At 39.7% G+C, this 21,328-nt stretch carries 24 protein-coding genes and 1 pseudogene; all 25 read right to left on the bottom strand.

The annotated features are described in order from the left end of the window. Nucleotides 1–7 precede the first annotated feature (7 nt). Nucleotides 8–787, bottom strand: coding sequence for an undecaprenyl pyrophosphate synthase (gene uppS / locus ACOT8F_RS02080; protein WP_421650032.1), 780 nt, complete (start codon nt 785–787; stop codon nt 8–10). A gap of 132 nt (nt 788–919) precedes the next feature. Next, entirely contained in the window at nt 920–1,477 is a 558-nt protein-coding gene (gene frr, locus ACOT8F_RS02075) for a ribosome recycling factor (protein ID WP_421649885.1), read from the bottom strand. 1 nt (nt 1,478) lies between these two features. After that, complete coding sequence (gene pyrH / locus ACOT8F_RS02070) at nt 1,479–2,201, bottom strand: UMP kinase (protein ID WP_421649884.1); 723 nt, start codon at nt 2,199–2,201, stop codon at nt 1,479–1,481. A 127-nt stretch (nt 2,202–2,328) separates the two neighbouring features. After that, complete coding sequence (gene tsf, locus ACOT8F_RS02065) at nt 2,329–3,210, bottom strand: translation elongation factor Ts (RefSeq protein ID WP_421649883.1); 882 nt, start codon at nt 3,208–3,210, stop codon at nt 2,329–2,331. A 258-nt stretch (nt 3,211–3,468) separates the two neighbouring features. Further along, nucleotides 3,469–4,179 (bottom strand): 30S ribosomal protein S2, encoded by a 711-nt coding sequence (gene rpsB, locus ACOT8F_RS02060; protein ID WP_421649882.1) that lies wholly within the window; start codon nt 4,177–4,179, stop codon nt 3,469–3,471. 154 nt (nt 4,180–4,333) lie between these two features. Then, nucleotides 4,334–4,816 (bottom strand): DUF6115 domain-containing protein, encoded by a 483-nt coding sequence (locus ACOT8F_RS02055; protein ID WP_421649881.1) that lies wholly within the window; start codon nt 4,814–4,816, stop codon nt 4,334–4,336. A 42-nt stretch (nt 4,817–4,858) separates the two neighbouring features. After that, nucleotides 4,859–5,626, bottom strand: coding sequence for a FliA/WhiG family RNA polymerase sigma factor (locus tag ACOT8F_RS02050; RefSeq protein WP_421649880.1), 768 nt, complete (start codon nt 5,624–5,626; stop codon nt 4,859–4,861). A 43-nt stretch (nt 5,627–5,669) separates the two neighbouring features. Continuing rightward, nucleotides 5,670–6,170, bottom strand: a complete 501-nt coding sequence (locus ACOT8F_RS02045) for a chemotaxis protein CheD (protein ID WP_421650031.1) — start codon at nt 6,168–6,170, stop codon at nt 5,670–5,672. Further along, on the bottom strand, nt 6,151–6,801 hold the full coding sequence (locus ACOT8F_RS02040) for a chemotaxis protein CheC (RefSeq protein ID WP_421649879.1): 651 nt from the start codon (nt 6,799–6,801) through the stop codon (nt 6,151–6,153). Before ACOT8F_RS02040 ends, ACOT8F_RS02045 begins: the two co-directional genes overlap by 20 nt. 2 nt (nt 6,802–6,803) lie before the next feature. Beyond that, nucleotides 6,804–7,271: a chemotaxis protein CheW gene (locus ACOT8F_RS02035; RefSeq protein ID WP_421649878.1), complete on the bottom strand. Its 468-nt coding sequence runs from the start codon at nt 7,269–7,271 to the stop codon at nt 6,804–6,806. 176 nt (nt 7,272–7,447) lie between these two features. Beyond that, nucleotides 7,448–9,469: a chemotaxis protein CheW gene (locus ACOT8F_RS02030; RefSeq protein ID WP_421649877.1), complete on the bottom strand. Its 2,022-nt coding sequence runs from the start codon at nt 9,467–9,469 to the stop codon at nt 7,448–7,450. A gap of 14 nt (nt 9,470–9,483) precedes the next feature. Next, complete coding sequence (locus ACOT8F_RS02025) at nt 9,484–10,575, bottom strand: protein-glutamate methylesterase/protein-glutamine glutaminase (RefSeq protein WP_421649876.1); 1,092 nt, start codon at nt 10,573–10,575, stop codon at nt 9,484–9,486. Beyond that, nucleotides 10,568–11,452, bottom strand: coding sequence for a MinD/ParA family protein (locus ACOT8F_RS02020; RefSeq protein WP_421649875.1), 885 nt, complete (start codon nt 11,450–11,452; stop codon nt 10,568–10,570). The genes ACOT8F_RS02025 and ACOT8F_RS02020 overlap by 8 nt, the downstream gene beginning before the upstream one ends. Further along, on the bottom strand, nt 11,449–12,579 hold the full coding sequence (gene flhF / locus ACOT8F_RS02015; RefSeq protein ID WP_421649874.1) for a flagellar biosynthesis GTPase FlhF: 1,131 nt from the start codon (nt 12,577–12,579) through the stop codon (nt 11,449–11,451). Before flhF ends, ACOT8F_RS02020 begins: the two co-directional genes overlap by 4 nt. Continuing rightward, entirely contained in the window at nt 12,576–14,612 is a 2,037-nt protein-coding gene (gene flhA / locus ACOT8F_RS02010) for a flagellar biosynthesis protein FlhA (protein WP_421649873.1), read from the bottom strand. Before flhA ends, flhF begins: the two co-directional genes overlap by 4 nt. A 26-nt stretch (nt 14,613–14,638) precedes the next feature. Next, nucleotides 14,639–15,721, bottom strand: a complete 1,083-nt coding sequence (gene flhB, locus ACOT8F_RS02005) for a flagellar biosynthesis protein FlhB (RefSeq protein WP_421649872.1) — start codon at nt 15,719–15,721, stop codon at nt 14,639–14,641. Continuing rightward, entirely contained in the window at nt 15,708–16,496 is a 789-nt protein-coding gene (fliR, locus tag ACOT8F_RS02000) for a flagellar biosynthetic protein FliR (RefSeq protein ID WP_421649871.1), read from the bottom strand. The genes flhB and fliR overlap by 14 nt, the downstream gene beginning before the upstream one ends. A 3-nt stretch (nt 16,497–16,499) precedes the next feature. Continuing rightward, a complete protein-coding gene (gene fliQ / locus ACOT8F_RS01995; RefSeq protein ID WP_421649870.1) occupies nt 16,500–16,769 on the bottom strand; it encodes a flagellar biosynthesis protein FliQ in 270 nt (89 codons plus the stop codon). A 12-nt stretch (nt 16,770–16,781) separates the two neighbouring features. Beyond that, a complete protein-coding gene (gene fliP, locus ACOT8F_RS01990) occupies nt 16,782–17,447 on the bottom strand; it encodes a flagellar type III secretion system pore protein FliP (protein WP_421649869.1) in 666 nt (221 codons plus the stop codon). Continuing rightward, on the bottom strand, nt 17,447–18,112 hold the full coding sequence (locus ACOT8F_RS01985; RefSeq protein WP_421649868.1) for a flagellar biosynthetic protein FliO: 666 nt from the start codon (nt 18,110–18,112) through the stop codon (nt 17,447–17,449). Before ACOT8F_RS01985 ends, fliP begins: the two co-directional genes overlap by 1 nt. Nucleotides 18,113–18,124: 12 nt before the next feature. Further along, nucleotides 18,125–18,487, bottom strand: coding sequence for a response regulator (locus ACOT8F_RS01980; protein ID WP_421649867.1), 363 nt, complete (start codon nt 18,485–18,487; stop codon nt 18,125–18,127). A 15-nt stretch (nt 18,488–18,502) separates the two neighbouring features. Then, nucleotides 18,503–19,654, bottom strand: a pseudogene (fliY, locus tag ACOT8F_RS01975) (flagellar motor switch phosphatase FliY). Next, the gene (fliM, locus tag ACOT8F_RS01970; protein ID WP_421649866.1) at nt 19,644–20,642 is read right to left on the bottom strand and encodes a flagellar motor switch protein FliM; all 999 of its coding nucleotides are present in this window, start codon (nt 20,640–20,642) and stop codon (nt 19,644–19,646) included. The pseudogene fliY and the gene fliM overlap by 11 nt, the downstream one beginning before the upstream one ends. 37 nt (nt 20,643–20,679) lie before the next feature. Beyond that, a complete protein-coding gene (fliL, locus tag ACOT8F_RS01965) occupies nt 20,680–21,105 on the bottom strand; it encodes a flagellar basal body-associated protein FliL (RefSeq protein WP_421649865.1) in 426 nt (141 codons plus the stop codon). Beyond that, complete coding sequence (locus tag ACOT8F_RS01960) at nt 21,098–21,319, bottom strand: flagellar FlbD family protein (RefSeq protein ID WP_421649864.1); 222 nt, start codon at nt 21,317–21,319, stop codon at nt 21,098–21,100. The genes fliL and ACOT8F_RS01960 overlap by 8 nt, the downstream gene beginning before the upstream one ends. Between the last annotated feature and the right edge of the window lie 9 nt (nt 21,320–21,328).

Below are 21,328 nucleotides of genomic sequence, written 5' to 3'. Positions count from 1 at the left end.
TCACCTTCTATATTCCGCCGAATCTTCGCCCTCGCTGCTGATAATCTGCAATAGCCTGTAAAAAGTCAACTTCTTTGAAATCTGGCCAAAGCACATCTGTGAACCATAGCTCCGTGTAAGCAAGCTGCCAGAGCATAAAATTACTAAGACGTATCTCTCCACTGGTTCTGATCAGCAAATCCGGGTCTTGAAGCGCGTTAGTCATCAAATAGTCTGAAAGCACGCTTTCATCAATTTGATCAATGTTCAGCTTATGCTCTTTTGCGTCGTCTGCTATTTTTTTAATAGCCTGAATTATTTCTGTCCTGCTGCCGTAGTTCAAAGCAAAATTTAAAATTAATCCAGTATTCTTTTCTGTTTCCTTAATTGCTTTATTGACTGCCGAAAGTGTATGGCGCGGAAGCCTGTCTTTATCGCCCATTACTCTCACTTGAACGTTTTTTTCTACCAGCTCAGGCAAATAGGTTGCGAGAAATTCTTCAGGAAGCTTCATAAGAAAATCGACTTCAATTTTGGGGCGCTTCCAATTTTCTGTTGAAAAAGCATACAGCGTTAAAGCTTGTACACCCAGTTCATTAGCCAATTTCGTTATTTTCCGGACGACTTTCATGCCTTCATGATGCCCGGCCATACGCGGAAGAGACCGCTTATTGGCCCAGCGCCCATTGCCGTCCATAATAATCGCAATATGGCTTGGGATCGTGCCTTTCATGATATCATCTTTAGCTGAAATAGCCGTATCAGAAGACTTTTTTGAGTCCCTTGTTCTTTTTAAAAAGTTGAGCATGAGATTCCTCCATAACCCGGAAGCTACCGAAGCCATTTTCTCAATCGATAACTGTGTTAACATTATTAACAAAAAAACCCCCTGTAAACATTAGAGGGTCTTTTGCTCAATTCTATTGTACATAGAATTTAATTAAACTTCCATGATTTCTTTTTCTTTATCTTTTGAAACTTTATCAATGTTCATAATGTACTCATCAGTAAGCTTTTGAACATTTTCAGTTAAACCGCGCAATTCATCTTCTGTAAGCTCGCCGTTTTTCTCTGCTTTTTTCAAATCATCATTGCCGTCTCGGCGAATATTTCTCACAGCGACCTTCGCTTCTTCAGCATACTTTTTCACTAATTTAACGAGTTCGCGTCTTCTTTCCTCTGTTAGAGGAGGAATGCTGATTCGGATGATTGTACCGTCATTGGATGGTGTAAGACCAAGATCCGATTTTTGAATGGCTTTTTCAATATCTCCGAGGACAGACTTATCATAAGGCTGAATAATCAGCATACGTGCTTCAGGAACGTTTATAGAGGCTAATTGATTAACAGGTGTTGGAGCACCGTAATAATCAAGAACAACTTTATCCAGCAAAGATGCACTTGCCCTGCCAGCTCTGACAGTTGCAAGTTCGCGCTGGTAAGATGAAACAGCTTTTTCCATACGCTCTTTTGACTGAGTTAAAATTTGATTAGACAAATTATTTCCCCCTCACAATTGTTCCGATATTGTCGCCTAATACAGCGCGCTTAATGTTTCCTTCTTCCATGATTGAGAAGACAATCAGTGGAATGTCATTATCCATGCATAGTGATGATGCCGTGGAATCCATAACAGCGAGTCCCTCTTTTAATACATCGAGATAAGAAAGCTCTTCATATTTAACAGCATTCGCATCAATAGCTGGATCTGCATTATATACGCCATCAACATTGTTTTTCGCCATCAGGATGACATCCGCTTCAATTTCTGCTGCACGCAAAGCTGCAGTAGTATCTGTCGAGAAATAAGGATTGCCGGTTCCTGCTGCAAAAATGACAACACGCTTTTTCTCAAGATGGCGTATCGCTTTTCTTCTTATGTACGGTTCTGCGACTTGACGCATTTCTATAGATGTTTGAACACGCGTCTGAATCCCCTGATTCTCAAGACTGTCCTGAAGTGCAAGAGAATTCATAACGGTAGCAAGCATGCCCATATAATCAGCAGTTGCTCTGTCCATTCCCATTTCGCTTCCGGTCTTGCCGCGCCAGATATTTCCGCCGCCAACTACCACTGCTACTTCTACTTCTAATTCTGCAATCTCTTTGACTTGCTCAGCAACTGATTTGATAACAGAAGGGTTAATACCAAAGCCATGGTCACCTGCCAGGGCTTCTCCGCTTAATTTTAAAACAATGCGATTGTATTTCGGCTTGCTCATAATGACCTCCAAGTGTTTTCCTTTTTATGAAACAGTTTTACACCGGGTATATACCTTTATTTCGAAAAAAGGGGAACACGGTTCTGTGTCCCCAGAATATAAATCTTCAATTTACTAAGTGAGAAAATTATTTTCTTACTTGGTTCATTACTTCTTCAGCAAAGTTGTCTTGGCGTTTTTCAATGCCTTCTCCAACTTCATATCGAACAAAAGCTTCGACAGTAGCACCTTTAGATGCAACATATTGCTTCACTTTTTCATCAGGGTTTTTAACGAAAGACTGATCTAGAAGACAAATATCTTCAAAGAATTTGCTTAAACGTCCTTCAACCATTTTAGCTACGATATTTTCAGGCTTGCCTTCATTTAGTGCTTGTTGAGTCAATACTTCGCGCTCATGAGCAGTTTCTTCTTCAGAAACCTGGTCACGAGAGATATATTTCGGATTAACGGCTGCAATATGCATTGCAACATCTTTTGCAACAGTTTCGTCAGTTGTGCCTTCAACTACAGTCAATACAGCAATGCGGCCTCCCATATGAAGGTAAGCGCCAAAAGCACCGTTGTCTGATTTAGTGACAACTTCGAAACGGCGAAGAGTGATTTTTTCTCCGATTTTAGCGATAGCAGTGTTGATGCTGTCTTGAACAGATACGCCGCTGTCCATTGTTGAAGCTAATGCTTCTTCAATGTTAGCCGGTTTTTTTGCTAGAAGGTGTGCTGCAAGGCTGTTCAGCAATTCCTGAAATCCTTCATTTTTTGCTACGAAGTCAGTCTCGGAATTCACTTCAAGAATAACAGCTTCATTTCCTTCTGTTTTAATAACAGCTGAACCTTCTGCTGCAATGCGGTCTGCTTTTTTAGCTGCTTTAGCAATACCTTTTTCGCGAAGATAATCAATTGCTTTCTCCATGTCACCAGAAGTTTCTGTAAGAGCTTTTTTGCAATCCATCATACCTGCACCGGTTTTTTCACGCAATTCTTTTACCATTTGAGCAGTAACTGCCATTTTAATTTCCTCCTTTTATATGCTGCTTTTAGTCACTATGTATTAGTCATTTTTTATGGCTATTTTCTTAATCTTTGTTGCTTAATAAAAGAATTCTGAACAAGTATACATCTGCGAATTTTAAGAAAAGATGCCACGAAGCCTATCTTCATACTTTTTCGGAATTCATACGGTTAGCAACAACCTATGCGAAAACAGTCTTTTTTAAAAAAAGGTGATAAAAGGCAGTCCCCTCTTATCACCTTTTTGCATTAAGCATTAAGCAGTAGTCGTTTCTGTTGTTTCTTCACCTTGTTTTGCTTCAAGAATCGCATCAGCCATTTTTGAAGTCAAAAGTTTAACTGCACGAATAGCATCATCATTCGCTGGGATAACATGATCTATTTCATCCGGGTCACAGTTTGTATCAACGATACCGATGATCGGAATATTCAATTTGCGTGCTTCGGCAACAGCGATACGCTCTTTGCGAGGGTCGATAATGAAAAGTGCATCTGGAAGACCTTTCATGTCTTTAATTCCGCCTAGGAATTTTTCAAGACGCTCAAGTTCTTTATTAAGCTGTACTACTTCTTTCTTCGGAAGAACTTCGAAAGTTCCGTCTTCACGCATTCTTTCGATATCCTTCAAACGCTTAATACGTTTTTGAATTGTTTCGAAGTTTGTTAATGTACCGCCAAGCCAGCGTTGGTTAACAAAGTACATGCCAGAACGTTCTGCTTCTTCTTTAACAGAATCCTGAGCTTGTTTTTTAGTGCCAACGAAAAGAATTTTACCGCCGTTTGAAGCGATTTCTTTCGTTACGTTGTAAGCTTCCTCAACCTTTTTAACTGTTTTTTGAAGGTCAATGATGTAGATGCCGTTACGCTCTGTGAAGATGTAACGTTTCATTTTTGGGTTCCAGCGGCGTGTTTGGTGACCGAAGTGAACACCAGCTTCAAGCAATTGTTTCATTGAAATTACTGACATACTATTTTCCTCCTAATGGTTTGTTTTCCTCCGCTTATTTCATTTTCAAGGCATAACTGTTATGAACAGCACCAATGCCGGAATCTATAAGCGTGTGTATTAACACCAACAAGAAATATACCACAATCAAAGACCGTTATCAAGCGCAAATTGGCTACTTTTGCCGAAATTTCAAGATTAGTTCTATTTCAGTTTTCCCCCGGCCAAGCTCCTTGGCAATTTCTTCTGCTGTTAAACCTTCATTGAACAGCTCAAGCACATGATCTTTAAGAAGTTTTTCTTTTTTAGGGATTGAGGAAGAGATCTCAATTGTATCATTTATATCAGCGAGCGCTTCAAGATGTGAAGGAAGCTCATCTGACTCTATTTCCGGAATCTCTTTCTCAACAGCATACCGCTTTTCTTCACCAGAAGTACTATGAGGATTATTCCCTTCGGTTAATTCTTTTAACAACCTTTCGTTTTCTTCCTTCATCTCCAGTATATATCCAGTCAAAACCTGCTCGGTTTCTTCGAGTAATTTACGCTGTTCCTGTTCCAGGTTTTTGACGTTTGAATACCTCGTAAATAAAAGAAGAATAAAATAAAAAGCAGCAGCATGAAGCATAAGGCTGATTAGCACTAGCACAGTTTGCATCTATTCCCCCGCTTCCTGCCCCGAAAGCATCTTTTGCAACATTTAATGGACAAACTTCTCCAAAATATGTTTAAGCTTCAGCAAGGCTTTAGAATGAATTTGTGAAATTCTTGATGTAGACAAGCCGATCACTTGTCCGATTTCAGTCAGTGTCAGCTCTTCTTTATAAAATAAGCTCACCACAAGCTGCTCTTTTTCAGAAAGCTGGCCCACAACCTTTGCAAGCTGCTGAACCAGTTCATCCTTCAGCATTTTTTCTTCTGGTGTTTCGTTTTTTTCATCCTTAATAACAATACCTGAATTATCACCATCTTCATGATCCTGCAGCTGGTCATCAATGGAAAGAATGTTCGCAAAGAACCCTTCGCTCATGATGTTAAGAACCTCTTCAGAGGGAAGGCCAAGTTCTCTCGCTATTTCTTCAGGCGATACATTCCTTAAATACCTTTGTTCAAGTCTTTCGACGGCAGCTTCAACCTTCTTTGCCTTTTCTCTTGAACTTCTTGGAAGCCAATCTTCTTTTCTCAATCCGTCAATGATGGCGCCTCTGATCCGAAAAGAAGCGTACGTATCAAATTTAAGATCTCTTGAAGGATCAAATTTTTCCAGGGCATCGTAAAGTCCGATCATTCCGAGGCTTACTAAATCGTCTTTATTCACTGTTCTTGGCAGACCGGATGAAATTCTTTGAACATGATAGGAAACAAGCGGCATATATCGTTTAATAAGCGCATCACCAGCGCGTGTATCCCTTGAATCAATCCACCGCTGCCAAATGATCTGGTCCTCTTGTGTTGTTGAACGAGTCATTGTGCCTCCCCCTCTGCATGGCCTTCTTGATTTCTGTATGCTGCTATATCCACTTTGTTCCCTTATTGACTGTTTTAACAGCAAGAAAACCTGTCACAGGATCAAATTCGATCGTTCTTCCGTTTGAACCCCCCACATCCTCAGCTACAAGAGGAATTCTGTAACGGAGAAGCATTTCTTTTACAGCTTCTACATTCCTTGGACCAATTCTCATCATTTCATTTTCTTTATGAACCAGAAACATTTGAGCGCCTCCGGCTATTTTGGCTTTTAGCCCGTTTATTTGAACACCTGCCGATTTCAGCTGTTTTAACAGGTCCTCTACAGCTGTATCAGCATATTTTGCAGGATTTAGTATACCGTTTTTTGCGAGGGCCGACAGCGGGAGCATAATGTGAGCGAGACCTGCTGTTTTCTTAAAAGAGTCATATAGGACAAGCCCTACACAGGACCCGAGTCCCGAGGTACGGAGCCGGTCAGAACCCTTGGCAACTTTCAGGTCAGCAATACCCACTTTTATAATGCTAAAATCCTCTGTTCTCATCATCTGCACCTAAGCTTTGAAAGAAACGCCCAATTGTTTCTGGATCAGGAAGCAGAAAAAAATGGCCTTCTACTACATTTTCTCCGTGCTCTGTTTCTTCCTTTATTTTTGTATCAATTAAGATGGCATGGTCGCCTGCATAGGAAAGGGCTACAAGACCCTGAACCATGACCGCGCCAAACATGTCAATCGTAACATCGGGAACAGAAGGATAGATAATAAGTCCAGTTATATCAGCCATAGCTGATAAATATGAGCCCGTCAGGATGTTCCCTAATTCCTGAATAACGGAATACCCAATACCTGTAAGTTCATTAGAATCCAATGAAAATTCTTCATTTAAAGTAAGAATTTTAATAAATTTTTCTGCCTGAGCCACTGACATAATAAAGAACATGGATCCTTGAAACTCTCCATCAATCTTTAAATACACGCAGGCAACAACTTCTTCCGGCCCTCCGTATAGATCTACCAGCTCATTAAACGAGACAGGTTTGACACTCGGAACATTCATCGAAATTTTTTTATCAAGAAGCCTTGAAAGGGCTGTTGCAGAATGGCCGGCTCCTATATTTCCAATTTCTTTTAAAATATCAAATTGATATTTCGTTAACCTGTCTATGCTCTCCATCTCTATCCTTGAACAGCTTCTTTAGAAGGCAGCAGTTCTTCTGTAAGAATGGTCTTTAAATCAAGCAAAGTAATCAGGCGTTTGTTCAGCTTTACTACTCCAATAATATAATCGGCCGGTACAGAACCTGCTGCTTCAGGAGGCTGTTCAATATCATCTGCAGAGATGTCAACTACATCGTTAGCAGCGTCTACGATAAATCCAACTTCTATATTATCCAGGGAAACAATAATCATCCTCGTCTGTTCGCTGACAGGCAATTCCTCCAAACCAAAACGAATCCTTAAGTCAGCAATCGGGGTAATGACCCCCCTCATATTCAGCACGCCTTTAATAAACTTTTTCGTGTGGGGCACTCTTGTGATCTGCTGCATTTTTTCGATAGATTGGACCTGTTCGACCGGAATCCCGTATTCTTCTTTATCCAGTTGAAACACAATGATTTTTCTTTCTTCTTTTAATGATTCCATCAGCTGCAAATCCTCCTATCCAACTATTTTTAGTGGCTGTTTTCGCAAAGATTGGTGCTTATCGAATAGTCTTAGAAAACGCATAAAGATTAGCTTCGTGGCATCTTTCCTTAAAATTCGAACTGTATTCTTGCTCTATGATAAAAAAACAGCAAAATTTAAGAAAAGAGCATTTTTTAATTGATTAAAGCATTACAGTCTATTATTAATGCTACTTGTCCATCTCCCAGAATAGTAGCTCCGGAAATTGCATAAATTTCATTCAGATAATTTCCCAGTGATTTGAGAACAACCTCTTGCTGTCCAATAAACGAATCTACAGCGAGTGCAGCCATTTTTTCACCTTTCCGAACAACAATGATAGAGTACAACGCTTCTTCCGTTTCCTCTTCTGGCACTTCAAAAATTTGTTTCAAAAACACAAGCGGCACGATTTTTCCTCTGAAATCAATAACCTTTTGATTATGGGCATATAATATATCCTCTTTTTTAATGACTGCTGTTTCAATAATGGAAGAAATCGGAATTCCGTATTTCTCTTTTTCCAATTCAACAAGCATGACAGAAATAATAGATAGAGTTAATGGAAGCTGTACTGAGAAAATCGTCCCTTTTCCTTCCTCAGAATTAATGGTAACTGTTCCTCCAAGTGATTCAATCGTACTTTTTACAACATCCAGGCCTACGCCTCTTCCGGATATATCAGATATTTTTTCTGCAGTTGAGAAACCTGGTGCAAACATTAATTCATATATTTGTTTATCTGTTAATGCTGCTCCGGCCTGTTCAGTTAGAATCCCTTTTTCAACAGCTCTTTTTAATATTTTATGAGGATTGATTCCGGCACCGTCTTCTTCCACTTCGATGAACACATGGTTTCCGCTATGGTAAGCTCTTAAAAACAGATTTCCTTCTTCTGATTTTCCTTTTTTCACTCTTGCATCAGGGGTTTCAATTCCATGATCAAGAGCGTTTCTGAGCAAATGGACAAGCGGGTCGCCGATTTCGTCAATTACGGTTCGATCAAGCTCCGTTTCAGCACCGATGATATGAAGATCCACTTTTTTATTAAGATCTTTCGCAAGCTGGCGCACCATTCTTGGAAAACGATTAAAAACTGTTTCAACAGGAACCATTCTCATATTCAGAATAATAGTCTGTAAGTCTCCAGAAATACGGGACATTCTTTCAACCGTTTCATTCAATTCTGTATTTTCGAGTTCTCTAGAAATAGACTCGAGTCTTCCTCTGTCAATAACAAGCTCTTCAAACAAATTCATCAGGCTGTCAAGCCGCTCAATATTAACCCTGATCGTTTTCGAGGCAGCAGGCTGTTTTGCTGCTTGTGCTCCCTCTGCAGCCTCTTTTTGAACAGCAGCAGCCGTTTCTGTCATTGCTTCAAAAGAATTTTGTTCAAATGTCCTACTTTCTGAATAGCTCAGAGCTTCAGGATGAATCATCTGAACTTCAACTTTTTCAATTTCAGATACTTTAAAAATACTCCCTTTAATATTTTCTGCTGTTTCTTTTGATACAAAGGCAATAGTAAACTCATGATCAAACTTTTCTTCTTCCAGCAAATCAACGGAAGGAGTAGACTTAATCACTTCACCCATTCCATCCAATAATTCAAAAACCATATATACTCTTGCTGCTTTCAGTAAACAATCATGTCTCAATGCAACGGAAATTTCATAAGCAAAAAAACCTTGCTCTTTCGACTGATTAAATATGGTCAGCTCAAAGTCATCATATTGCTGTGAAGGCTTAATAGGCTCTTTTGGATTGTATGGCTTTTCTTTGGCAAGGAGTTCTGCTTGGCCCTGTTCAATCCGCTTTAATTTTTCAACAGCATCCGATACGTCCTTCTTACCATCTCCTCCGCTTTCAACGGAAACAATCATTTCTTCTAAATAATCAACGGATAAAAACACAACATCCAGAATTTCAGGGGTAACCTGAAGCTTTTCATTTCTGATTTCATCCAGCACATTTTCCATTTGATGCGTTAAATTTGCCAGATCCTCATAGCCCATTGTTGCGCTCATTCCTTTAAGGGTATGAGCTGATCTGAAAATATCATTGACGATCGACAGATCCTTTGGGTCTTTTTCCAACTGGAGCAGTTTGTCATTGCATGCCTGCAAATGTTCTTTGCTCTCTTCTAAAAATATTTCAAGATACTGGTTCATCTCCATTAAGGTCACGCCCCTTAGCTACGAATAAAATACATAATACTTTCTGCAATCTTGTCTATGTCCTCTACAGAATCAACGAGGCTGGTAGAGATGGCTGATTTCGGCATTCCGAAAACCGCTGATGTGGCTTGAGATTCTGCAATGGCATGGGTATTTCCTGACTTCTTTAATTCCACCAGCCCCTCCGTTCCATCAGATCCCATTCCTGTCATGATGACTGCGATCTTATGATAGCTCTCTAACCCAGATAAAGAATGAAACATAACATCTACAGATGGACGATGGCTGCTAATAGGCGGAGATTGATCAAGTTCTATTTTTAATGCACGCCCATTTTTTCCAATCTTCATATGACTCCCGCCTGGAGCAATGTATGCTGTTCCTATTTGGGCCTCTTCACCATTCTCCGCTTCTTTAACTGTTATTTTAGATAAATGGTTAAGCCTTAAAGCAAGTGACTGCGTAAATCCTTTAGGCATGTGCTGAACAATAAATAGGGGCGCTTCAATTTCTTTCGGGAGCGATGTGAGAACTTTTTGCAAAGCTCTGGGGCCGCCAGTTGAAGTCCCGATGCACACGATTTTCGGAAATTTAAGATGGTCTCCCGTCAAAATAGGATTATTTTTCTTATTTAGGGCTATTTTACTATATATCCCTATGTTTGGCAGTTTATTTTTGTCGATTTCTGGCGCGAAAATTCTTACCTTCACTGATTTCGCCTGAAGCACCTTCTGTTTCATTTCTTCCTTAATCATGTGAAGATCAAGTGATATAGATCCTGAAGGCTTCGGAATAAAATCAATGGCACCCATTTCTAGTGAGAGCATTGTATTTTCTGCTCCTTTTTGTGTGGTGCTCGAAAGCATGATGACTGGTCTCGGATAAAGATCCATAATTCTTTTCAGGGTTTCTAATCCGTCCATTACAGGCATTTCAACGTCAAGGGTAATAACATCCGGATCGAGCTTTTCTATTTTTTTTAAAGCATCTTCCCCATTTCTTGCTGTTCCAGCTACCTCAATAAGGGGATGCTCAGAAAGGAAATCAGAAATCAGCTTTCTCATAAAAGCGGAGTCATCTACGATAAGAACACTGGTTTTATCCATTCATTCTTCCGCCCTTTCCAAAAAACGACTTTAGCTTCGCTAGAAAAGGAATAGAACTGTTATTTTTTAAAACTCCTTCTCTTGATTCCAGAAATTCAAATGCCGTTTGAAGCACTGCCTTGCTGATTTTCGATTTAGGATACTCTATGACAAATGGGATTTGCCTCACGACTGATTTGCGGACTATATCGTCATCAGGCAAAATCGCGAGCAGTTTAATCTCTATGCTAAGAAACCTATTTAATGCGCTGGAAAATCTCTGATAGACACCGTAACCATCCTGCTCGCTATATACTCTGTTTACAATCATTGAAATAGGAATTCCGCTGTTTCTTTGGGTGATATATTTAACGACAGCATAAGCGTCAGTTAGTGACGTTGGTTCTTCTGTTGTAATAAGAAAAATTTCATCTGCCGATAAAAGAAATTTTAAACTGTCTTCAGAAATTCCAGCTCCCATATCGAAAATGATATAGTCATAACGATCAAAAACAGTTTCCAGTTCTGATAAGAAATAATGAAATTTCTCTTCCCCAAGTTCAAACAAGACGGATAATCCGCTTCCTCCAGAAATGTAAGACAATCCTTCAGGGCCTGTTTGTATCACTTCCTCTAAAGGAACATCTTTTTCAAAAAAATCTACAATATTTTTTCCTGCAGATTCTCCTAAAAGAATTTCAATATTCCCCATCCCGATGTCCAGGTCAAAGAGCAATACCTTCTTGTTTTGCATTGCAAGCGACAAGGAGAAATTGAGGATAAAATTTGATTTCCCAACTCCTCCCTTGCCGCTCGCCACAGCAAAAGTTTTGGCATGATTTTTGCCATTTTGCAATGCCAAAAGCCTTTTTCTTAGTTGTTCTGCTTGATCCGTCATTTCTCTTCCCTCAAAATCCTTTCAATGAGGTTTTCTTTTGAAGCTGCCTCCATATCATCCGGAACATTTTGGCCAGTTGTAAAATAGGCAGCGCCAAGCTTGGTGAATTGAATAAATTCAAATATGGTTCCCGTAACAGATGTTTCGTCAAGTTTTGTGAAGATGGCCTGTTTTATTGGAATCAGCTGAAATTGCTCATATATTTCTTTCATATCCTGGAGCTTGGCAGTAGCGGAGAGGACTAAATAAGTTTCAGCATCCTCTTTAAAATCCATTACTTCTTTAAGGTCATGAACATACTGGGCATTTCTGAAGTTACGTCCTGCCGTATCCACAAACACTGTATCAAGCGACTCAAATTGCTCCTTAGCTTTTTGAAAATCTTCCATCGTGTAGCAAACTTCAATCGGCACATCCAATATGCCTGCATAGGTTTTTAATTGCTCAATTGCTGCAATACGGTATGTATCTGTTGTAATAAAAGCTACTTTTTTATTGTTTTTAAGCATATAATCTGCTGCAAGCTTTGCAAGCGTTGTTGTTTTTCCTACCCCTGTAGGTCCTGTCACGTAAATGAATTTCTTGTTTATTGGAGCAGGACCAAATGGAATGCCTTCCAATTCATTCTTAAGAAAATCATGTGTTAATGAGAAAATTTCGGAGGAGGAGAGTTTGCTGCCGGTATACCAATTTTCCATGAGCTTTGTTATTAATTTCCCTCTTAAAGCAGCATGAATCTCCTGATTATGCAGGATTTCGTTCACCTTTTTAACCGGTTCCGGAAGGATCAGGTTTTGATCCTGTCCTTTCAGATCTTTAATCATAGTTTTCAGTTCTGCTATCTCTTTTGAAAAGCTTTCATTTGTCTCTGGTTTTGTTTCCCATTCTGCCTTCATCGTGTTTATGGTTGGAGTATGGATCGGAATTTTGCTTTTTGCGCTAATATTGGACGTTTCATCTTGATCTGCTGCGGCAATAACTTCAATTCTTTTTTTGGAAAACATACCCATAAAACCGCCGATATGAACAACTTTAGAATTTAAAATAACAGCGTCCTGGCCAAGCTCCATCCTGATTTTTTTCATTGCATCCTGCATAGTTGGAGCCATAAATTTCTTTACCTTCATGCTACATTCACCACCCCGACACTTTGTACTTCTACATTTGCTTCCAATTCATTATAAGAAAGTACCGGAAGCTGAGGAAAATAACGTTCGATCAATTGTCTGACATACATTCTGACTGCGGGAGAACACAATAAAACCGGTGATTGCTCCTGAAGCGACAATTGCTCAACTTCTCTTGCGATTGCTTCAATAATAGACTGTGATAAATCAGGATCCAGCGAAAGAAAGTTACCGTGCTCTGTCTGCTGCACACCTTCTGCGACAGCTTTTTCAACTCTTCCAGATAGAGTAATAACCTTCATCGTTTGCCCGCCTGATGAAAATTGGCTCGTAATTTGCTTCGCCAGTGACTGACGGACATACTCTGCCAGGATATCAGGGTCAGATGTCATTTTTCCATAATCGGCAAGCGTTTCAAAAATGATAGGCAGATTTCTTATCGAAACCTTCTCTTTCAAAAGCTTAGCCAGCACTTTTTGAATATCACCGATGGATAAAGGAGATGGTGTCACCTCTTCTATTAAAATCGGATAAGATTCTTTTAGATGATCAACCAGCTGCTTTGTTTCCTGTCTTCCGAGCAATTCATGAGCATTTGATTTAATCATTTCAGTAATCTGGGTGGATACGACAGAAGGCGGATCCACTACTGTGTACCCAAACAGTTCTGCCTGATCTTTCATATCTTCAGTGATCCACTTGGCAGGAAGTCCGAAAGACGGCTCAATTGTATCAATTCCTTCAATGGAATCATCTTCAACACCCGGAGCCATCGCTAAATAATGATCCAGCAGCAGTTCTCCTCTTGCTGCTTCATTCCCTTTAATTTTCAGCCTGTATTCATTTGGCTGAAGCTGAATGTTATCCCTTATCCGAACGACAGGAATAACAAGTCCGAGTTCTATAGCAAGCTGCCTGCGGATCATGACAATCCGATCAAGCAGATCCCCTCCCTGGTTCGTATCCGCAAGAGGAATTAATCCATAGCCAAATTCAAACTCAATTGGATCCATATTCAGAAGCTGCACAACGCTTTCTGGACTTTTCAGTTCTTCCGCCTCAATTTCATCCTCCTGCATCACTTCTGCCTGATTCTCTTTTATCCGGTTTCTGGACATGACATAGGCTCCTGCTGCAAGTGCTCCTCCAATGGGCGCTGTAATAAGAAGCCCAATTGGGGTAAATACGCCGAGCAAAAGCATAGTAGCGGCTGCTACATACATCATTTGAGGATAGGCAAAAAGCTGTGACGCAATGTCTTTTCCTAAATTCCCATCAGAAGCCGCTCTCGTTACTACAATACCTGTTGCTGTTGAAATCAGCAGGGCAGGTATTTGACTGACGATTCCGTCACCCACAGAAAGCATTGTGAAATGAGAAGCAGCTGTAGCTATATCCATTCCCTGCTGCAGCATTCCCACAATCAATCCGAATATCAAGTTAATGATAACGATAATAATACCTGCAATAGCGTCCCCTTTTACAAATTTGCTGGCCCCGTCCATTGCCCCGTAAAAGTCAGATTCCCTGGCAACCTTTTCCCGGCGATGCCTTGCTTCGTGCTCTGATATCATCCCGGCATTCAAATCAGCATCAATGCTCATTTGCTTGCCCGGCATCGCATCAAGAGTAAAGCGTGCAGCAACTTCGGATACACGCTCTGCACCTTTTGTTATAACAACAAACTGAATAATAATAAGGATTAAGAAAACGACAAATCCAACGAGGACATTCCCTCCGACTACAAATGTTCCGAACGTTTCAACAACTTTTCCCGCTTCTCCATTAGATAGAATGGAACGAGTTGTGGAAACATTCAAACCCAGGCGGAAAAGAGTGAGCAGCAAAAGAAGAGATGGAAAAATAGAAAACTCCAGAGGCTCCCGCATATTCATGGAAGTCAGAAGAACAAGAAGTGCCAATGAAATATTGGATATGATGAGTAAACTTAATAACCATGACGGAAAAGGGATAATCAGCATGGCTACTATCAAAATGACACTTAGCAGAACAGATAAATCTCTGGCTGACATGCGGATTCCTCACTTTCAATGAATTGCTAGATTTTCTTTTTAAGACGGTAAACATACGCTAAAATTTCAGCAACAGCTTTAAAGAATTCTTCTGGGACTGCTTTTCCAATCTCTACCTGATCGTAAAGAGCACGTGCAAGCGGCCTGTTTTCAACCATTGCCACTTCATTCGCCTTGGCTGTTTCTTTGATTTTTTGAGCGACAAAATCAACGCCTTTTGCCACCACATAGGGAGCATCCATTTTATCTTCATCATATTTTAAGGCGATGGCAAAGTGAGTAGGATTTGTAATAATGACATCTGCCTGCGGGACTTCCTGCATCATCCGCCGCATAGCCATTTCTCTTTGCCTTTGTTTAATTTTTGATTTAATCAGCGGGTCGCCCTCTGACTTTTTATATTCATCTTTAATATCCTGTTTAGACATTCTGATATTTTTTTCGAAATCAAATTTCTGATAAAAGTAATCAAGCAGAGCTAAAAAGAGGAGAGCAATTGAGGCACTGAGCCCCATTTGCAGAGTAAGCCCCCCTAAAAATCCTACTGATTGTTCAACAGTTAAATGCGGAAGCCTCAAAATGCCATCAAGCTTAGACCAGATCACCGCAAATGTGACGCCGCCGATAACCCCGATTTTAAGCAGAGATTTGCATAGTTCCACAAGCGCTCTGATGGAATAAATCCGTTTGAATCCTTGTAAAGAATTAATCTTATCAAGCTTAGGCTGAATCGATTCAGTTGAAAAAAGCACCCCAACCTGCAGAAAGTTACCGAGAACACCTGCAGCTACAGCAACGATTAATACCGGGACAAGCAGCATTCCCGCTTCATAGGATATTTTTACCATCAGCATTTGAAGATTGTTCTCCGTTAAATCCATGAGCATGTAGTTCTGAAATACAGCTCTCATCATTCCTTTAGTATGCTGTGCCATATAAGGCCCAAGCATCATCAGACAGAGAAAGACGGCAATCAGATTGATTGCTGTATTCACGTCTGCACTCTTGGCAACCTGCCCTTTTTTTCTAGCTTCCTGGCGCTTTTTAGGAGTTGCCTTTTCCGTTTTTTCTCCTGCGAAAAACTGAAGGTCTAACCTAACCTGCTCCACGGGTCCCACCTCCGAGCATTTCCATTAAAGTCTTCATCATCTGTGTCATCGTTTCAAAAAGTCCATTGATGAGCATAAACATTGCTCCCATTACGACGATAAGAATAATAAATCCTACTCCAAGTTTTAGAGGAAGCCCGATAACAAAAACATTCATTTGGGGTACAGTTCTTGCTACAATTCCTAAAGCAACATCCACTATAAACAAAGAACCGACAACAGGTATCGCCATTTGAAAGGCAATCAGGAACATAGAGCTGAATGATTTAAGCAGAAACAGGAGAATTTGATGCCTGTCAAACGGAAGAGATACCTGATCTGCCGGAATAAATTGAAAACTATAATAAACACCATCCAGCAGCATATGATGGGCATTAACGCTAAGCATAAATAAAAGGGCAAAAGTATATAAAAATTGACCCGTAAGAGGACTCTGAGCCCCTGTCATAGGATCAATTACATTTGCAATACCAAAACCAAGCTGAAAGTCTATGAAGCTGCCAGCAATTTGTATAGCAGACAGGATCATGTACGCAATAAATCCAATAAATAAGCCTGTCAGCATTTCTTTAATCAATATCCCAAAATACAAGCCATTGATTTCCAAAACTTTAGGATGAAGTGTTAAAAAAATAATCCAGGACAGAAAGAAGGAAAATCCGATCTTATGAAACACAGGTATATTTTTATATGAATACACAGGCAATATGAGAAAGAAAGAAGTAATTCTCACAAAGATTAATAAAAAGAAAGGATAATGGGTGATTATATTCATCTCTTACCCTACGAACCTATTTAAATTCCCTAAAATCTGAGCTGCATAAGAAATAAGGGTTGAAAGCATCCATGGACCAAAAAAGATCAGTCCAACCATTACTGCGACTATTTTTGGCACAAAAGCAAGAGTTTGTTCCTGAATTTGAGTGGTTGCCTGAAAAATGCTGACTATAAGACCAATAACAAGAGCCAGGATCAATAGAGGGCCGCATACCATCAAGGTTGTATAAACTGCTTTTTCAGCTATAGATATGACGAATTCTGAACTCATTATTTCCCCTCCTTAAAAGCTTTGCAGCAAAGATTTCACAACAAGATACCAGCCGTCGACCATAACAAACAGCAGAATTTTAAATGGCAATGAAATCATCACTGGCGGCAGCATCATCATCCCCATCGACATTAAAACACTTGCAACAACCATATCAATGACCAGAAATGGAATAAAAATCATAAAACCAATCTGAAAAGCGGTTTTTATTTCGCTAATGGCATAAGCAGGGACGAGTGCTGATAATGGAATTTTATCAACAGATTTCGGTTTATCGATCTTTGCATATCCGAGGAAAAGTTCCAGGTCTTTTTGTCTTGTATGCTTGCTCATAAACTCTTTAAAAGGTTTTTCTGCATTTGTGTATGCTTCGTTAATGCTTATTTTTTCATTGATAAGCGGTGTTAAAGCTTTCTGATTCACTTCGGTAAAGGTCGGATTCATGATAAAGAATGTCATAAACAGCGCTAGCCCCATCAGTACTTGATTGGGCGGCATTTGCTGGGTGCCTAAAGAAGTTCTTACAAAGGATAAGACAATAACAATCCGGGTAAAGCATGTCATTAAAATTAATATGCTTGGCGCCAGTGACAGGACTGTCAATACAAGCAATAATTGAACAGATGTGCTGACATTTTGAGGTGCACTGTTTCCAAACAACTGGACAAATTCGTTCATTATAGGCCTTTCCCCTTCTTTTTAAGAACCTCCGTTTTATCCTTCCGTTCCTGTTTCATTTGTTCAATCTGCTTTTTCAATGAAACAGCAAATGAAGAATGAGATGCTTGCTGTTCGGGTTTTTGAAGGCTTGTAAATCTTTTTAGAACATTTTTCATATCTGGAAGCTGACTTTCTTTTTCTCCGTGCATCTCCATGATTTTTGCAACTTCCTCTTGGTCGCTGATTTCTTTTATCAGCTGGATGTTTTCCCCAACACCTACGACAAGGATCCTTTCACCAACTTTAACAAGCTGAATGGAACGGTTTGTTCCTAGGCTTGTCCCGCCCATATTTTCCAAATAATGAACCGAATGAACCAGGCGGTTCTTTCGGTTAATCCATTTAAGAAGAAAGTAGATCAAGGCAACGACTAGAAGTGTAGCAAATATCATTTTCACAAAATCCATAAAAGTCAGGCTGGCAGATTGGCTGTTATCGCTTCCGCTATTATCAGTAACTTTCGTGTCTTTGCTATTTGTCCCAGCAGGCTTCCCGTTATCGTTCATCCATTCCTGTACACTTTTATCGCCTTCTTTCGCCGCAGCTCTTTCTGGGCTGCTTACAATTAAGAAACTTGTAATGATAGCGAAAAGAAGGCTTAATATTAGATATTTTCTAAACAATGTGAGCACCCTTTAGCTTAATGTTTTTTGAATCGCTTCAAGGACACGATCAGCCTGAAATGGTTTAACAATAAAATCTTTTGCGCCTGCTTGAATGGCATCGATTACCATAGCTTGCTGTCCCATTGCTGAACACATAATAACTTTTGAATTCGGGTTAAGTTTTTTGATTTCTTTCAATGCACTGATTCCATCCATTTCGGGCATTGTGATATCCATTGTGACAAGATCAGGCTGATGCTCTTTATATTTTTCAACAGCCTGCATGCCGTCTGCTGCTTCAGCCACTACATTATAGCCATTTTTTGTGAGGATATCTTTAATCATCATTCTCATAAATGCTGCATCATCAACGATAAGAATTTTGTGTGCCATTTGACTTCACTCCAGTTAATTTATTTTTGAAAGACGATCTCTTTGGCTGATAATGTCAGTGACCCTCACTCCAAAGTTTTCATCGATAACAACAACTTCACCTTTAGCAACTATTTTTTGATTAATTAAAATATCAACCGGTTCACCGGCCAGCTTATCCAGTTCTATGATCGACCCTGCTGAAAGCTCAAGGATTTCTTTAACAGATCGTCTGGTTCTTCCGAGTTCAACTGTTACTTGAAGAGGAATGTCCATCAGCATATCCAGATTATTGTTTTCTTGTGCGTAATAGGCTTGAGGTTCAAAGGAAGTAAACTCTGCTGGCTTTACTTCAAATGGCGTTTGTTTAGCAGGTTCAGTTCTCTTTTTTTCGGGTTGAACAGCTGGCATTGCTCTCACTGCCGGTTCTTAATACATGTTTCTTTCAGGCTCGTATGGAGCTTGTGTCTTCTCTTCTCGGACAGGTGCTTCAACTGCCGCAGCCTGTTCTTTCGGATTCATTAATTCATCAATTAATTCTTTGGCAAAATGAATAGGCAAAAGCTGCATGATATTAGAATCAATTAGGCTTCCTACCTTCAGCTGAAAAGAGACTTTGATTAATAAATCTTCTCTCTCAAGCGTTTCGGTTCCCTCTCCCTCTTTTAAATCAAGAAGTTCCAAACGGGGAGGAGATATATCTACTTTTTTATTAAAGACAGTTGACATGGAAGTCGCAGCTGAACCCATCATCTGATTCATGGCTTCCTGAACTGCACTCAGCTGAATTTCACCCATGCTTTCATCAGGGCTCGAACCATCTCCGCCTATCATTAAGTCTGCAATGATGGCTGCATCACTTTGCTGGATAACCAGCATATTGCTTCCGGTAAATCCTTCTGTATATGTCACTTCAATGGCAACATATGGCTGCGGAAATTCCTTAGTAAGGTCCTTTTTAGAAATAACGGCAACTTTAGGAGTTGTAATCTCTACTTTTTGATTCAGCAATGTTGATAGGGCTGTCGCTGAACTGCCAAAGGAAATGTTTCCTATTTCTCCAATCGCATCTTGCTCCATATCATCCAAATATTGCTGAATTTCCGTATCAGGTTTATGTGAATCATCACTTGTTCCTTTTAATAATGCATCTATTTCATCCTGTGATAACATTTCGTTACTCACCATCTTCATCACCCCTATAGTAGTGGTCAATGATTTGCACCGCTAATTTTTTATTGAGTTTACCAGGCTGTCCGATAAATTTAGCTTTTTCACCGATTTTGACCACCAGCGGATCCTTTATTGTTTGGTCCATTTGTATTACATCGCCTATTTGTAATTCCATAAATTCACTAAACGTAATTTCTGAGCTGCCGAGTTCTGCGAGCACTGGAATTTTTGCCAATTTAATTCGATCCTCCAGAGCCTGTATTTCTTCAGGGTTAGGCTCCTTGCGGTCTGATTGCATCCAGTAGTGGACCGATAATTTAGGCATAATCGGCTCCAGTACTACATGCGGTATACATAAATTGATCATCCCGCTTGTTTCTCCAACTTGTGTGTTAAGAGAAATAACAATGACGGTTTCGTTTGGTGAAACCATTTGAATAAATTGCGGATTTACTTCAAATTCACTCATCATCGGTTCTATTTCTTCAATGGAGCTCCATGCTTCCTGATAGCTGTCTAACGATTTTTCAAATAAGTTAGACATAATTTTTGTTTCAATTTCAGTTAAACTCTCTTTTTTGTTAACTCCTGTTCCAATACCTCCCATAACCCTGTCCATCATGGCATAAGCTATATTCGGATTTACTTCCATTACAACCCTTCCTTCAAGCGGCATTACTTCAAAAATGTTGAGTACCGTCATTTTAGGAATGGACCTGATAAACTCTTCATAAGGAAGCTGGTCAACTGAAGCAACTGAAATTTGAATATAGGTTCTTAGCTGAGCTGAAAAAAAGGTCGTAAGCAGCCTTGCGAAATTCTCATGTATTCTAGTAAGGCTTCGAATCTGGTCCTTCGAAAAGCGAAGGGCTCTTTTAAAATCATAAACTCTGACTTTTCGTTCTGTATCTTCCTTTTTTAATTCCTCTGCATCCATTTCACCTGTTGAAATGGCTGACAGCAGGGCATCTATTTCACTTTGGGATAATATTTCCCCCGACACTGTTCTCACCTCTCTAAACCATGTGACTGTTAGAAGGTTATTGCATGATAAAGGAAGTCACATAAACCTTTTCAACTTTGCCATCCTTCATCAATCCATTTGTTCGCTGTTTGATCAGCGCTTTTAAATGATCCATCCCTTTTTTGCCTTCCAGCTGTCCCACTTTCATATTGGAAAGCTCAGATATCACAAGATCATTAACCTGAAATAGTCTTTTGTCCAGCTCTTCTTTGCCTTTTTTCGAATTTGTCTGAAGCTTTAAGGCGATTCGGACAATATTCTCATTCTCGACATTCGTTGTAATTTCCGGGACATCAACTGACATTTGAATAACCTGGTCAATTGTCGGAGGCCCGCCTTCGTTTTGGTTAAAAACATTCATAAATACTAAAAGTGCAGTAATTCCAATTAATGTGACAGACGTTATGATAACCAGCATTACAGTAATCAGTTTTTTATTCATCTTTAAATGCCTCCAGATGCTGAGATGGTGCAAGAGGCTGGATTTTGCTGAAGAATTCTTCAACAAGGATCCGGACTTCTGACTCTTTTTCTCTCACTACATATTTATTTCCGTTGGTTAAGGTGATCGTAGTATCAGGAAAGGATTCTACTATTTCAATATAAAGGGCATTTAACAGAAACTGTTTTCCATTTAATCTTGTAACGTTAATCACTTTTTTAGT

Origin of the sequence: Chryseobacillus diguaensis (assembly GCF_049220665.1) — a bacterium.
Taxonomy (GTDB): Bacteria; Bacillota; Bacilli; order Bacillales; family Bacillaceae; genus Metabacillus_B.
Note: the sequence above shows the minus strand (reverse complement) of the source record. Positions and strands in the feature narration are given on the sequence as shown.